12 protein-coding genes and 1 pseudogene are annotated in these 14704 nt (G+C 64.9%); 7 read left to right on the top strand and 6 right to left on the bottom strand.

Features of this window, described 5'->3' with window-relative positions; translation table 11 throughout:
* From B4N44_RS16030 to glmS, 7 genes and pseudogenes are all read left to right on the top strand, one after another.
* Positions 1-816, top strand: a pseudogene (locus B4N44_RS16030) (F0F1 ATP synthase subunit alpha); the annotation flags it as partial.
* 136 nt (positions 817-952) lie between these two features.
* Positions 953-1816 (top strand): F0F1 ATP synthase subunit gamma, encoded by an 864-nt coding sequence (gene atpG / locus B4N44_RS16025; RefSeq protein ID WP_296702896.1) that lies wholly within the window; start codon positions 953-955, stop codon positions 1814-1816.
* A 101-nt stretch (positions 1817-1917) separates the two neighbouring features.
* On the top strand, positions 1918-3234 hold the full coding sequence (gene atpD / locus B4N44_RS16020) for a F0F1 ATP synthase subunit beta (protein WP_296702894.1): 1317 nt from the start codon (positions 1918-1920) through the stop codon (positions 3232-3234).
* Between the two features lie 199 nt (positions 3235-3433).
* Positions 3434-3856, top strand: a complete 423-nt coding sequence (locus tag B4N44_RS16015; protein ID WP_120796468.1) for a F0F1 ATP synthase subunit epsilon — start codon at positions 3434-3436, stop codon at positions 3854-3856.
* A gap of 178 nt (positions 3857-4034) precedes the next feature.
* Entirely contained in the window at positions 4035-4532 is a 498-nt protein-coding gene (locus B4N44_RS16010) for an FKBP-type peptidyl-prolyl cis-trans isomerase (RefSeq protein ID WP_296702888.1), read from the top strand.
* 25 nt (positions 4533-4557) lie between these two features.
* Positions 4558-5928 carry a bifunctional UDP-N-acetylglucosamine diphosphorylase/glucosamine-1-phosphate N-acetyltransferase GlmU gene (glmU, locus tag B4N44_RS16005; RefSeq protein WP_296702886.1) on the top strand — a complete coding sequence of 457 codons (1371 nt, stop codon included), beginning with the start codon at positions 4558-4560 and terminating at the stop codon, positions 5926-5928.
* 120 nt (positions 5929-6048) lie between these two features.
* Positions 6049-7881, top strand: coding sequence for a glutamine--fructose-6-phosphate transaminase (isomerizing) (gene glmS / locus B4N44_RS16000; protein WP_296702883.1), 1833 nt, complete (start codon positions 6049-6051; stop codon positions 7879-7881).
* Positions 7882-8204: 323 nt separating this feature from the next.
* Here the strand turns inward: glmS and B4N44_RS15995 are convergent, their stop codons facing one another.
* The 6 genes from B4N44_RS15995 to hypB form a co-directional block, all read right to left on the bottom strand.
* Positions 8205-9242, bottom strand: coding sequence for an NAD-dependent epimerase/dehydratase family protein (locus tag B4N44_RS15995; protein WP_296702880.1), 1038 nt, complete (start codon positions 9240-9242; stop codon positions 8205-8207).
* A 2-nt stretch (positions 9243-9244) separates the two neighbouring features.
* Positions 9245-10162 carry a glycosyltransferase family 2 protein gene (locus B4N44_RS15990; protein ID WP_296702878.1) on the bottom strand — a complete coding sequence of 306 codons (918 nt, stop codon included), beginning with the start codon at positions 10160-10162 and terminating at the stop codon, positions 9245-9247.
* A complete protein-coding gene (locus B4N44_RS15985) occupies positions 10159-12276 on the bottom strand; it encodes a glycosyltransferase (protein WP_296702875.1) in 2118 nt (705 codons plus the stop codon). Before B4N44_RS15985 ends, B4N44_RS15990 begins: the two co-directional genes overlap by 4 nt.
* An 8-nt stretch (positions 12277-12284) precedes the next feature.
* The gene (locus tag B4N44_RS15980; RefSeq protein ID WP_296702873.1) at positions 12285-12758 is read right to left on the bottom strand and encodes a DUF302 domain-containing protein; all 474 of its coding nucleotides are present in this window, start codon (positions 12756-12758) and stop codon (positions 12285-12287) included.
* A gap of 128 nt (positions 12759-12886) precedes the next feature.
* Positions 12887-13384, bottom strand: a complete 498-nt coding sequence (locus tag B4N44_RS15975; protein ID WP_296702868.1) for a hypothetical protein — start codon at positions 13382-13384, stop codon at positions 12887-12889.
* Positions 13385-13509: 125 nt separating this feature from the next.
* On the bottom strand, positions 13510-14433 hold the full coding sequence (hypB, locus tag B4N44_RS15970; RefSeq protein WP_296702864.1) for a hydrogenase nickel incorporation protein HypB: 924 nt from the start codon (positions 14431-14433) through the stop codon (positions 13510-13512).
* Between the last annotated feature and the right edge of the window lie 271 nt (positions 14434-14704).

Genomic DNA, 14704 nt, shown 5'->3' with positions numbered 1-14704 from the left:
TGCACCATGGGCGAGTACTTCCGCGACAAGGGTGAAGACGCGCTGATCGTCTACGATGATTTGACCAAGCAGGCGTGGGCCTACCGCCAAGTTTCGCTGTTGCTGCGTCGTCCTCCGGGCCGCGAGGCCTATCCCGGCGACGTCTTTTATCTCCACTCCCGTTTGCTCGAGCGCGCCGCGCGCGTGAACGCACACTATGTGGAGCAGGCCACCGGCGGAGCCGTAAAAGGCAAGACCGGTTCCCTGACGGCTCTGCCGATCATCGAGACCCAGGCCGGCGACGTCTCCGCCTTCGTTCCGACCAACGTGATCTCGATCACGGACGGTCAGATCTTCCTCGAGACCGACCTCTTCAACGCCGGTATTCGCCCCGCCATCAATGCCGGTTTGTCGGTATCGCGTGTCGGCGGCGCTGCCCAGACGAAGATCATCAAGAAGCTCGGCGGCGGTATCCGTCTTGCGCTCGCCCAGTATCGCGAGCTCGCGGCCTTCTCGCAGTTCGCATCCGACCTCGACGAGGCCACCCGCAAGCAATTGCAGCGTGGCGAGCGCGTCACCGAGCTGATGAAGCAGTTCCAGTACTCGCCCATGAGTGTCGGTCAGATGGCGGTGTCGCTCTTTGCGGCCAACGAAGGCTATCTCGACGACGTCGATGTGAAGAAGATCGTCGACTTCGAGCAGGCGATGCAGAGCTATATGAAGTCAGCCCAGGCGGCCTTGATCGAGCAAATCGATACAACCGGCGATTACAACGCGGAAATCCAGACCGCGATGCACGAGGCCATCAAGGCGTTCAAAGCCAACAACACCTGGTAGGGAAGCCGCCAGCCATCAGCCGACACGGTCCTTCCGGGACCATGTCGGCTGGCGTGGTGCATTTTGACACGTATCGAACCTTCACCACCCTGCCGCCTCCGCCGGAGGCCGAGGGCTGGAGACCGGGAGCTAACACATGGCAGGCGCCAAAGAAATCCGCACCAAAATTGCGAGCATCAAGAGCACGCAAAAGATCACCGGCGCCATGCAGATGGTGGCGGCTTCCAAGATGCGCAAGGCGCAGGACCGGATGGCGGCATCGAAGCCCTATTCGGAGAAGATGCTCCAAGTCATCAGCCATCTGGCGCGGGCGACTCCCGAGTACCGCCATTCGTTCATGGCGCTGGAGCGCCCGCACAAGCGCGTCGGCTATATCGTTGTCTCGTCCGACCGCGGTCTTTGCGGTGGATTGAACAGCAATCTTTTTCGTCGCCTCGTCATCGACATCAAAGAGAAGCGCGCGGCCGGAACCGAGCCCTCATTTTGCACCATCGGATCCAAGGCGTTGGGCTTCTTCAAGCGCTTCGGCGGGGACGTCAAGGCACAGGTCACGAATCTCGGCGACAAGCCGCACATCGAGGACCTGATCGGACCCGTCAAGGTCATGTTGGACGCCTTCGAGGCCAAGGAGCTCGACGCCATCTATGTCGCGAGCAACGAGTTCGTCAACACCATGACCCAGCGTCCCACGATCCGGCAATTGGTGCCGATCATCGGTGAAGAGCAGTCCGCGATGCCCTATCACTGGGATTACATCTACGAGCCCGATGCACACACGGTGCTCGATGCCCTGTTGACCCGTTATATCGAGTCGCTCGTCTACCAAGCGGTGGTCGAAAACGGCGCCTGCGAGCAAGCCTCGCGTATGGTCGCGATGAAGTCGGCCTCGGACAATGCCGGCGACCTGATCGGCGAGCTTCAGCTCATCTACAACAAGGCCCGACAGGCTGCGATCACCCAAGAGATCTCCGAGATCGTGAGCGGCGCGGCCGCCGTGTAATCGCCCGATACGTCGCAGTCGCTCGCGCCCTGCGCTCCGACATCGAGTGCTCGGACACAAACAGAATCGCTATTGGCCGGAAGGCATAAGAGGAAAAGACTATGAGCTCTGGTAACGTGGTGGAGATCATCGGGGCCGTCGTGGACGTTCAGTTCCCGCGCGGCGAGATACCTAAGGTCTATGAGGCGCTCAAGATCGAGTCGACGGGACTGACCCTCGAGGTTCAGCAACAGCTCGGCGACGGCGTGGTGCGCACGATCGCCATGGGATCCACTGATGGTCTGCAGCGCGGTATCCCCGCACTTGCCACCGGTGCACCGATTCAGGTGCCGGTCGGGCAGAAGACGCTCGGACGCATCATGGACGTGCTGGGCAATCCCATCGACGAGTTGGGTGATGTCGGCTCCGAGGAGCGCTGGTCGATCCATCGTGCCGCGCCGCCGTTTGAAGACCAGGCAACCTCCACCGAGATTCTCGAGACAGGCATCAAGGTCATCGACCTCATCATGCCGATTGCCAAGGGCGGCAAGGTTGGTCTGTTTGGCGGCGCCGGCGTGGGCANNGGCGTCGGCGAGCGTACCCGCGAGGGCAACGACTTCTATCACGAGATGAAGGAGTCGAACGTTCTCGACAAGGTGGCCTTGGTCTACGGCCAGATGAACGAGCCGCCCGGCAATCGTCTTCGCGTCGCGCTGACCGGTCTGACGATGGCCGAGTTCTTCCGCGAAGAGGGCCGCGATGTGCTGCTCTTCGTCGACAACATTTACCGCTACACCCTGGCCGGAACCGAGGTCTCGGCGCTCTTGGGTCGCATGCCGTCCGCCGTGGGTTACCAACCGACGCTGGCCTCCGAGATGGGCGCGCTGCAGGAACGCATCACCTCCACGCGCACCGGCTCCATCACCTCCTTCCAGGCGGTGTATGTCCCCGCGGACGACTTGACCGACCCGTCGCCGGCGACCACCTTTGCGCATTTGGACGCAACCCTCGTGTTGTCCCGTCAGATCGCGGAGCTGGGCATCTACCCGGCCGTGGATCCACTGGACTCCACCAGCCGAATCCTCGACCCGAACGTGGTCGGCCAGGAGCACTACCAGACCGCGCGTGCGGTGCAGGGCACCTTGCAGCGCTACAAGGAGCTCAAGGACATCATCGCCATCCTCGGCATGGACGAGCTCTCCGACGACGACAAGCTCGCCGTGTCGCGTGCACGCAAGATCCAGCGCTTCCTCTCGCAGCCCTTCTTCGTGGCCGAGGTCTTCACCGGCTCGCCCGGTAAGTTCGTGTCCGTCAAAGACACCATCAAGGACTTCAAGGCAATCGTGAACGGCGACTACGATCACCTGCCCGAGCAGGCCTTCTATATGGTCGGCGGCATCGAGGAAGCGGTGACCAAGGCCGAGAAGATGGGTAGCTAAAACGCGGCCTGTGTGACGTGCGCTGAACGTGACTTTGGTCGGGCGGCGCACTTCTACACAGATGTCGGCGCAGCCGCGTTTTAGGATTTTATTTTTTGTTCTTGAACCGCGTCGGCACAACGCAATTGAAGTCCGCCTCGGGCGGATTCCGCGATAACGTCCTTTGTGACAACAGGGCGCGGTTCAACAGGGGTGCACTATGGCGATGACAATTCACGTCGATATCGTAAGCGCCGAAGGGGCGATTCATTCGGGTCAGGCGACTATGGTGTACGCGACCGCCCAGCTGGGCGAAGTCGGTATCGCGCCCCGGCATACCGCTTTCATCAGCCGTCTGAAGCCGGGCGATGTGCGGGTCGAGAACGAGCACGGCGAGCAGGAGCATTTCTACGTCTCCGGCGGCATGCTCGAGGTCCAGCCGCATGTCGTGACCGTGCTGGCCGACACCGCGATCCGTGCACGCGACCTCGACGAGGCCGCGGCACTCGATGCCAAGCGCCGTGCCGAGGAGGCATTGGCCGGTCAGACCGCTCAGTTCGAGTACGCCAAGGCGCAAGCCGAGCTGGCCGAGGCGATCGCACAATTGCGAGCGATCGAGAAGCTCCGCAAGATGAAGGGCTGATCCGTCCGGATCGCTCCTTGAGTTTACGCATCCATAGGCCCGCTCGGACACGAGCGGGCCGTTCGTTCGACGAGGCATCGCCTCGACCCTCTTCCTGCTTCCCTTGTTCGCTACGCCCCACCGGCGACCCGCAAGGGGGCCCCCGCCGGCCCATCCTGACCCGGAGGCGAACCCCATCATGCCAGATCAGCTCATCAGTGCCGGCAAGCTTGTCGCGCTGACCTACCGCATCGAAGACGGGCAGGGCAATGTCCTGGAGCAGACCGATATCCCGGTCAGCTATATTCACGGCGGTCAAACCGAGCTGATCGGCGGCATGGGGGCGGCTGTCGACGGGCGTTGCGCCGGCGATGCGGTCGAGCTGGTCCTGGAACCGGATCAAGGCTTCGGCGCGCATGATCCCGACCTGATCTTTACCGACATCTTGGAGAACGTGCCGACCGAATTCAGGTTCGTCGGTGCCGAGGTGCAGATGGAGAACGAAGCGGGTGAAACACGCCAGTTCCACGTTACCCGGATCGAGGACGGGAGGCTCACCCTCGACGGCAACCATCCGCTCGCCGGCAAGACCCTGCGCGTCCATGTCAAGATCGCGGAGGTGCGCGAACCGACACATGCGGAGTTGACGGCGGACCTTGGCGGGGGTGGAATGCTTCCCGGTGGCGGTCTGCACTGACCCGGCGTTTGAAGAGGGCGAAACGATGAGGCTTGGAGTCGTAATCTTGGCGGCGGGGCTCGGCAAGCGGATGCGCTCGGCCCTTCCGAAGGTGCTTCATCCCTTGGCCGGCAAGCCCTTGCTTGCCCATGTCCTGGACACCGCCGCGGCGATCGGTGCCGAGCGCATCGTCACCGTCTACGGTCACGGCGGCGCACAGGTCCGCGCCGCGCTGGCCGATACCGGATGCCGCTGGGTCGAGCAGGCCGAGCAACTGGGCACCGGACATGCCGTCATTCAGGCCATGCCGCAGGTTGCGGACATGGATCGTGTCTTGATCCTCTACGGCGACGTACCGCTCATCACTGCCGAGACCTTGAGGCGTCTGCTCCATGTCGCGGCCGAAACGGATCTCGGGATCCTGACCGCGGATGTCCCGGATCCAGCCGGTTATGGCCGTATTCTGCGCGACAGCCGCGCCCGGGTTGTCGGGATCGTCGAGGAAAAGGACGCGACGCCCGAACAGCGCGCCGTCACCGAGATCAACACAGGCATTCTGCTCGCCGACCGATCGAGGCTCGACGGCTGGCTCGCCCGCATCGACAACGACAATGTTCAGGGTGAGTACTATCTCACCGACGTGACCGCGCTCGCCGCGGCCGAGGGCGTGGCGGTCGCATCCACCCGGCCCGGACGACTCGCGGAGGTCGCCGGCGTCAACGATCGGGTTCAGCTTGCAGCCCTCGAGCGCGACTATCAGCGCCATGCCGCCGAAGACCTCATGCGCTCGGGCGTGACCTTGGCGGATCCGTCGCGGTTCGATCTGCGCGGCGTTCTCCATGCCGAGCCGGATGTCGGCATCGACATCAATTGTGTGTTCGAGGGCGAGGTCAGGCTTGCGACCGGGGTGCGCATCGGCCCCAACTGTCTCCTGAAGGACTGCAGCATCGGCCCGGATACCCACATTCTGGCCAACTCGGTGATCGAGGGTGCTGCGGTCGGAGCCCACGCGCGGATCGGTCCCTTCGCGCGGCTGCGTCCCGACACCCGACTTGCCGACCACACCCATGTCGGCAATTTCGTGGAGATCAAAAAGACCAGTCTCGGCGTCGGCAGCAAGGCCAACCATCTGACCTATCTGGGCGACGCCGAGATCGGCGCCGGCGTAAACGTCGGCGCGGGCACCATCACCTGCAACTACGACGGCGCGAACAAGTCGGTCACCCGGATCGAAGACGGGGCCTTTATCGGATCGAACACTGCGCTGGTCGCGCCCGTGCGGGTCGGCGGCGGGGCGACCATCGGCGCCGGTTCCGTGATTGCGCGCGACACCCCGCCGAACCAGCTCACGCTGACGCGCGCCCCGCAAAGGACGATTCCGGGATGGGCGCGGCCTCGGAAGCGACCGGTCTCCTGATCGGGCGGCTCGGTCTAAACCGCGCCGACTCCAACGGTCATCACGTCTGCCGGGGCCGACCCCTTCCCAAAACATCGCATACCGTGCTGGGCGCGGTTTAAGACACACGAGGGATAAGTCATGTGCGGTATCGTCGGTGCGATCGCCCAACGTCCAGTCTCGGCCATTCTGCTGGAAGGGCTGAGGCGTCTTGAATATCGGGGCTATGACTCCGCCGGGATCGCAGTCCTCGAGGCACCCTGCCGTCTCAACCGCGCCCGCACACTCGGGAAGGTCGCGCGCTTGGCCGAGGCGGTCGCCGAGCGGCCGTTGCCCGGCACGCTGGGCATCGCGCATACGCGCTGGGCGACCCATGGCGAGCCTGCGACCCGCAATGCCCATCCCCATGTCTGTCGCGACCGCTGCCTGGTCGTGCACAACGGGATCATCGAGAATCACGAAGAGCTGCGTCGCGAGCAGACCGCCGCGGGCCACCGCTTCACGTCCGAAACCGATACCGAGGTCGTCGTCCACGCCGTCTTCGACCAGCTCGAGGCCGGCCATACCCTGCTTGATGCCGTACGTCTGGCGACGACACGCCTACGCGGCGCCTATGCCCTCGGCGTGATCGATGCGCAGGATCCGGAGCATCTGGTCGCGGCTCGCCAGGGCAGTCCGCTGGTCATCGGGGTCGGGTTCGGCGAGCACTTCATTGCCTCCGATGTCTTTGCCCTGTTGCCCGTAACCCATCGATTCATCTTCCTCGAAGAGGGCGACATCGCCGAGCTGATGCGCGAATCCGTTCGCATCTGGGACCGCGACGGCAACCTCGTCGTGCGGCCGGTGAAGACCTCGGCGGTCTCGGCCGATGCCGCCGAGCGCGGCGAGTATCGCCATTTCATGCTCAAGGAGATCTTCGAGCAGCCGCGTGCGATCGCCGACACGCTCGAAGGTCGCTTGGTCGGCACGCGCGTCCTGCCCGAGAGCTTCGGCAATCTGGCCCCGGAGATCTTCGCTCGGGTCAAGGCGGTCACCCTGGTCGCCTGCGGCACCAGCTTCCATGCCGCGCTGGTCGCACGCTATTGGATCGAGGCCCTCGCTGGCCTGCCCTGCACCGTCGAGGTCGCGAGCGAGTACCGCTATCGCAAGCAGGTGGTGCCGGCCGACGCCTTGTTCGTGACCCTGTCGCAATCCGGCGAGACGGCCGATACGCTCGCGGCGCTGCGCCTGGCGAAGGCCTCGGGCTATGCGGCGACGCTCGCCATCTGCAATGTCCCCGAGAGCTCCCTGGTCCGCGAGTCGGACCTGGTGCTCTTGACCCATGCCGGCCCTGAGATCGGTGTCGCCTCCACCAAGGCGTTCACCACCCAACTGGTCGCCTTGTTGCTGATGACCGTGGCGCTCGGCCACGAAAATGCGCTGAGCGATAGCGCCGAGGCTCATGTGGTCGCCTTGCTTCGCGCGCTCCCCGGCAAGGTCGAGGCGGTGCTGGATCTCGACGACCGGATCGCCGCCCTTGCCGAGGTCTTCGTCGACAAGCAGCACACACTCTTCCTCGGACGCGGCGAGCAATATCCGATCGCCATGGAAGGCGCGCTCAAGCTCAAGGAGATCTCCTACATCCACGCCGAGGCATACCCCGCGGGCGAGCTCAAGCACGGACCCCTTGCCCTGATCGACGAGCAGATGCCCGTGGTCGCCGTCGCGCCCAACAACGCCCTGCTGGAAAAGCTCAAATCCAATCTCGAAGAGGTCCGCGCTCGCGGCGGCCAGCTCTATGTCTTCGCCGACCTGCATGTCCCCATGGTCGAAGAGGAAGGCGTGACCGTCATCCGTCTTCCCGAGACGGACGACCTGATCGATCCCATCATCTTCACCATCCCCCTTCAACTGCTGGCGTATCACGTCGCCGTGCTCAAGGGGACCGATGTGGATCAGCCTCGTAACCTCGCAAAATCCGTGACAGTGGAATAAGCCACGATCCCGGGTGGGGATAACTGTTTACGGACCTGCCCTATACATGCCGTCAGGTCGACCCTGCACAGCGCTTGAGGCTTTGCCGCCGTCAGAGTGCCGAGTCCGCTTTTGAGCAGATGCCGGCCCTGAGATCCGTAAACATCGATCCGCGGCACGGCAAAGCGCTTCAACAGATTCGTGCCTTGCCTATGACGATATGGTCTCGACCACTCGATGACATGACCATCGACATCGTCGCGCGGCTGTTCGATGCCATCTTCAACGACCCGAGTTCTCGGCGACCGTGCGCGCTGAGTTGGCGAAGCTGCAGATTCCGGTGCTCAAGGTCGCGCTGTAGGATGGCGCATAGTCCCGACCAAGCGAGGGATCTCCGTGTCCAGCGTCAGTCGAGGCCGGAAGCCCAGAGTGCGCTCCAGCTTGTCCGAGGAGAACCAGGCGTCCCCTGTGAGCTTGCCGAGCCCGTCGAGCGTCAGCGGCATGCGCCGCCGGCTCAGACGCTCGCCGAGCGTGCCGATGCCGGCGGCGAGGCGCAGGGCCGGGAGCGGGATGGCCCAGCGCGGGACGGGTCGACCGAGTGCGATGAGGCTCTGCTCGTAAAGCCAACGGGTGGAATAGCCTCGACCGTCGGTGACCAGGTAGACCTCGCCGGCCGTCGCGGGCCGGCCGGCCACCAGGATCGCGGCGGCGACGGCGTCCTCGACATGGATCGCGGCGCGGTGATTCTCGATCCGAGGCCAGGGCGGGAAGCGCCCCGCGGCGACTGCCTTGACCATGCGGGCGATGTTGCCGCTGTCCCCGAGCCCGTAGACCATCGGAAGCCGCAAAACCGCGGTGTGTCGGCCGGTCGCGCGTCCAAGCTCCAGGACACTGCGCTCGGCGGCCAGCTTGGCGCGACCGTAGAGACTGTCCGGCGCCGGGGCAACCGATTCGTCGGCAGGTCGGCCCAGCGCACCGGCCCGATCGCCCATCGCCTTGATGCTGCTCAGATAGACGACTCGCCGAATCCCGGACTGTGCGACCCGGGCCATCAGGTTCGCGGTGCCCTCGGCCGTCACCGGCCAGTGGGACGGGGCCTCGTAGATGTCCGGCTCGTCCGGACGTGGCGAGTAGCTCGCCAAGTGGAACAGTGTGTCGATGCCGTCGCAGACCGAGGTCAGGCTCGACGGGTCGGTCAGGTCTGCGGCGCGGATCTCCGGACCCGGCCCCGGCCAGAGTGTCCGCGCCGCATCCGAGGATCGCGTCACGATCGCCACCCGGTGACCGGTCTGCAGCAGCTCCGCGACCAGTCGTCGGCCCACCTTGCCGGTCGCTCCGGTGACCAGGATCGATCCGAGCGGTGTGCTTGAGTCCGGGTCCATGATCAGTCCGCCTTCCCCGGTCTCGGTCGACCGACCATCCGGCTCAGGGTGTCGACGAGGACCCGGACCCAATAATGGGCACGGATGCCGAAGATGACCAACCCATTGAAGAGCATCGGATACCCCCGAGCCTGGAATTTGCGATAAAAGCGCTCCATCCCGCGATGTTTGTGTCGCTCGACCTCGAGTGGGCTACGTCGGCTGCATGCCCCTTTGTAATGGATGACGCTGACATCGGGGACGAGCGCGATCGCCCAACCGGCCTGCCGAAAACGCACGAACCAGTCGAGATCCTCGCAGTGCAGGAAATACCCCTCGTCGAGCGCCCCGACCGCGTCGAGCGCGCGCCGGCTCACCAACATGAAGGAGCCCGAGATCGCCTCGACCTCGACCGGCTCGACCGGCAGGGGCTCATGATGGAGGTTCAGACGGCGTCCTCCGCGATTGGGCAGGAGCCGATCGATCCGCAGGATGCGTTTGAGCGCGATCCAGGGGTCCGGAATCGCGCGGCGGCTGGCCACCTGCTCGCTCCCGTCCGGGTTGCGCACGATGCAGCCGGCCATGCCGACATCCGGGCGGGTGTCCATGAAGGCGAGCATCCGAGCTAGGGTATCCGGACCGACCAGACAGTCCGGGTTCAGGAACAGCAGGCGATCGGCCCGGACCAGCGGCAAGGCGCGGTTGTTGGCCGCGGCGAAACCCAGATTGGCCCGGTTCTCGAGGATGCTCAGTCGCGGATCCGCTCCGAACGTCGCGCGCAGATGCGCGAGGCTCCCGTCGTCCGACCCGTTGTCGCTCACGACGACCTCGACCGGTACGTTCGATCCGAGCACCGCCCCGACACACGCGCTCAGCAGATCGCCTGCGTTGTAGTTGACGACGATCACGCCGACGGCGGGGAGCGATGCGGCCGTGCTCATGCACTCACCTGCAGGTCGAGCGCCACTCGCAGCGCCTGTTCGGCCGCAGCGAAGCCGAAATGGGTCTCCATCACCCGGATGCCTCCGTCGGAGAGACGCTGCCAGAGCAGCGGATCCCGATCGAGCCGCGCGATCGCCTCGGCGAAAGCGGGCGCATCGTCCGCGATCAGGACCGATTCACCGTCGACCAGATGCATGCCCTCCGCGGCGACGCGGGTCGCAACCACGGGCAGACCGTGGGCGAGGCTCTGGTTGATCTTGCCCTTCACGCCTGCGCCGTAGCGCAGTGGCGCAACCGAGACACGGCACCCGGCGAAGAAGGGCTCTACGTCGGGGACGTGGCCAAGGATCTCGATATGCGGCCCGGCGCAGGCGAGGACCTCGCGCGGCGGATCTGCGCCGATGACGCTGAGCCGGATGTCCGGGACGCTCTCGCGCAGCAAGGGTAGGATCTCGTGACAGAGAAAGAGGACGGCGTCGGTGTTCGGGGGGTGTGCGAATGCGCCGATGAAGAGGATCCCGCTCCGCGCATCGTACGGCTTGGTCGAGCCGAGGACCCGGTGGATGTTGGAGACGACATGGACTCGGACATCCGGTGCCTCCACGGCCAGGATGTCGCGCTCGGCCTCGCTGACCACGAAGGTCAGATCGGCCCGACGCATAAGTCCGAGCTCCTGCGCCTTGCGACGCTCGGCGACACGAAGGGTCGCGCGATCGCCCTGCAGCTGCGCGAGTCGCCGCTCGCGCAGGAAGTGCAGATCGACCGTATCGAAGACGATGCGTGCCCTGGTGCAATGGGTCCGGGCCGCGTCGAGTGTGGCCGCCGCAGCATCGGCACGGCTCAGGATCACCAGTGCGTAGTCGGTCCCGTGACTGGACAGATGGTCGCGGATGCGGCGCACGTAGGGCCGGTAGAGCACCTCCACACCGATGCGCTGCAGGTCGGCGACATAGGGCTCGGGTGCCTCCAGATTCGCCGCCGCGAAGGTCACCTTGAAGCCGAGCCCTTGCAGGATGCGCAACAGGTTGAGCATCCGCACCGAGCCGGACTCGCGATCCGGGGTGACCATGTAGTTGTCGACCACGAGGACGCGGCGCCGCACCCCGCGCTCCTTCGCCCGTTCCAGATCCTCCCCGCGCTCGCCGAAGCCGGCCAAGACCTCGGCCCAGCGCGTTCGGAAGGTCTCGGCATTGATCCGCTGATAGCGCTTCAAACCCGTCTGGGTTTGCTCGTCGCGCCCGGCGCTGATCCCCTCGAAATGCACGACGCGGGACAGCGGCTGGTAGTAGACCGCACGTCCGGCTGCACGCACCCGGAAGGCCAGATCGGCATCCTCGTAATAGGCGGGTGCAAAGGCGCTGTCGAAGCCACCGAGACGCCTGAAGAGCGCGGTCTCGATGGCGAGTGCCGCGCCCGAGCAATAGTCGACGGCGCGTCGATAGCTGTATTGGGGCTTGTCCGGGGCGTCCAGGTGGCCGTAGTTCCAGGCCGTGCCGTCGGCAAAGAGGATGGCCCCGGCCTCCTGCTGGCGGCCGTCCGGATAGAGGAGGCGGCTGCCGACGATCCCGGCGTCGGGCGCGTCCTCGAAGGTGTCGATCAGCGCATCCAGCCAGCCGGGCTGGACCTGGGTGTCGTTGTTCAGAAAGACTAGATAGGCACCCTGCGCCGCCTCGGCCCCGCGATTGCAAGATCCGACGAACCCCAGATTCTCGGGGTTGCGGATCAGACGCAGACCGGGGTAGCGCGTGAGTCGCTCGGTGGTCCCGTCGCCCGAGCAGTCGTCGACGACGATCGTCTCGAAGGGCCGTTCGGCGCCCACCCGAGCCAGCGCGACGAGACAGTGGTGTGTGTAGCTGAATTGGTTGTGGACCGGGATCACCACCGAGACCAGCGGCGCCCCGTGCGGCGTCAGGTCGACCGGCGCGAAGGGCTCGGCGAGCGCGAGCAGACGCGGCGGGTCGGCCACACGCAGCGGCGTGGTGCCGAGGCGGCGCTTGAGCTTGCGCAGCAGGACGGCGACGCCCTCCGTGCGCAGGACATGGAGGGCGCGAGGGAAATAACGGAGGATGATGTCCAGGGCGTGCGTTCCGGCAGTCGATCCGACGGCCGTCATCCTACCATCTACCAGGAGACGGCGGCCTCCGAGATCCCCTTGAGCATGTCCGCGACCTTGGCCATCGCCGGGCTGGATTCGACTTGGTCGGCCGGGATCTCGCGGTGGGCGACATAGGTCGTCCCGGTCTCCTCGGGCAGTGTGTAGACGGCGATGATGAAGGGACAATTCACCACATGGGCCGGGTTTTCGGTGCTCATCTCGCGCGAGAGCACGGCACTGCAGAACTCGATGGACTCGGCTTGCGCGTAGAGCGGCGTATCCGTGCCGAGATCCTTGCCGGTGCGCTCGAGCATCTCGCCCATGTTCATCACGTTGTTGATGTACATGCCGCGCTCTTGGATCGACATCTTGAGCCCTTCGAGCACATCTGCGAACTCGGAGTCACTGGTGTAGACGGCGTAACCGCCGCCGAAGGCGGCTTGGGACAGGAGTCCGCCCGCCAACAGCAGTCCGGCTAGGCCGCGCTTGAGTGTGATCATGCTTCTGAATTCCTCTTGATGGTCCGTCTCGCAGCGCCGATCGCGGATCGACACCGCATCCCGTGCGAGCGGCAAAACCCCGCCGGATGGCGGGGTGATGACCGACAAGGCGTCGAATCGCCGATGCGTCAGTATTGGTTCATCGGGCGGAAGGCCGGTGCGGACGGCCAATCACCTGCGGGTCCCGGCGGTGGAGCGGACCGCTGCTGCTGTTGTGCAGCCTCGAGCTCCTCGACCCGCCGCTTGAGCGCTTGAACCTCGGCGCTGTCGACGGGTGCCGCACTTGCGGCAGGCGTCTGGGCCGCCGGAGCAGGCGCGACTCCGGGGACGGCTGCGGGTGCGACCGGGTATCCGGGTGCGCCATAGCCCGGGGCAGGTACAGCGTAACCGGGTGCCCCATATCCCGGCGCGCCGTAACCTGGCGCGTAACCGCCGTAGGGATAACCGAAGCCTGGACCGCCGTAATAGCCGTCGTCGTAGTCGTCGTAACGGTCGCCGCCCATCCAGCGGCTCGGATTCATCATGTTGCCGAAATTGAAGGCTTGGCTGACCGGGGCATAGACGGTCAGCGCGGCCAGTGCGGCGAGTGAAACAGCGGACAGGGTCCTGATCGGTTTGATGGGCATCGGGCGTTCCTCCAGGGTTGGTGTGATTTCTCTCGTGTCGCGCATCCGGAAATCTTCTCGGGTTGCCGTCTGTCGACGGCAACCCGGCCACTAATTACACCCAATGGCAAGGCGTCGCAATAGGCTCAGCACGGCTTGTGAGCGTGCGTGTGGTGATGGTGTGCATGGCTGGGCTCAGGGTCATGATGATGCGTGTGGCCATGACCGTGATGATCAGGCGTGTGTCCGTCCGCCGCATGACCATGCAGCCGAGCCCCATCAGGTTGGACGGAGGGGCGAATGGTGCGCCCGAGCTCAAGTCGCGACCGCTGAGCCGCCAGCTCATCGCTCAACCAATGGAGCCACGGCTCGATGTCGCCCTCGCCGCGTGTGGAGACCGGCTCGAACGGCACCACGCTCGCAAGCCGGCGCAGATGGTGCTCCGCGCGCTCCACCGAGAACTCGGGCAGGACCGTGAGCAGATCCGATTTGGTGCAGAGCACCAGGTCGGCCGCGCGGAACATAACCGGGTATTTCGCCGGCTTGTCGTCGCCCTCGGGTACCGATAGGAGCGTGACGTTGCGGTGCTGCCCGAGATCGAAGCTGGCGGGGCAGACCAAGTTGCCGACATTCTCGATAAAGAGGATGTCGACCTCGTTGAGATCCAGCCGATGCAGCGCGTCGTGCACCATGTGCGCGTCCAGATGGCAAGCGCTGCCGGTGGAGATCTGCACGGCCGGGACACCCTTGGCGCGAATGCGCTCGGCGTCGTTCTCGGTCTCGAGATCGCCCTCGATGACGGCAATCCGCACCTGACCGGCAAGGGCGTCGATGGTCCGCTCCAACAGGCTCGTCTTGCCGGCACCGGGCGAGGACATGAGATTCAACGCCAGCACCTGATGACGATCGAAATGCTCCCGATTATGGGCCGCCTCGTGATCGTTCTCGGAGAGCAGGGCTTGAAGCACGGTCACCGCCGCACGGCCGTCGGCGGTCTTGGCGTGCTTGCCGTCCGCCCGGACCAGATGTTCGTTGCCGGGGGTGATATTGCAGCCGCAGGTATCGCACATGAGTGATGGCTCCATAGACGCCGCCCCTCCCTCGCCTCTAGGGAACCAGGTGGGGCCGGGGCATTCGGATCTCGACATCGTGCGAGGTCGACTCCGGATGTGTCGCGCATCGCCGCTCCGGGCGAGCGCATAAGTTCAAGTGTACGCCTCTAAAACGCGTCAAGCATGCTATGCGCGCTTATCGGTCTGGGTTTGCCTCGATAGCCACTCACAACCTTGGAGGTGACGCGTTTTAGAAAATTTTTCTTTTCATATCCTAAAGCGCGTCTAG

This window comes from Thiocapsa sp. UBA6158 (assembly GCF_002423035.1).
Classification (GTDB): Bacteria; Pseudomonadota; Gammaproteobacteria; order Chromatiales; family Chromatiaceae; genus Thiocapsa.
This window is presented reverse-complemented; position numbering and strand designations above follow the sequence as displayed.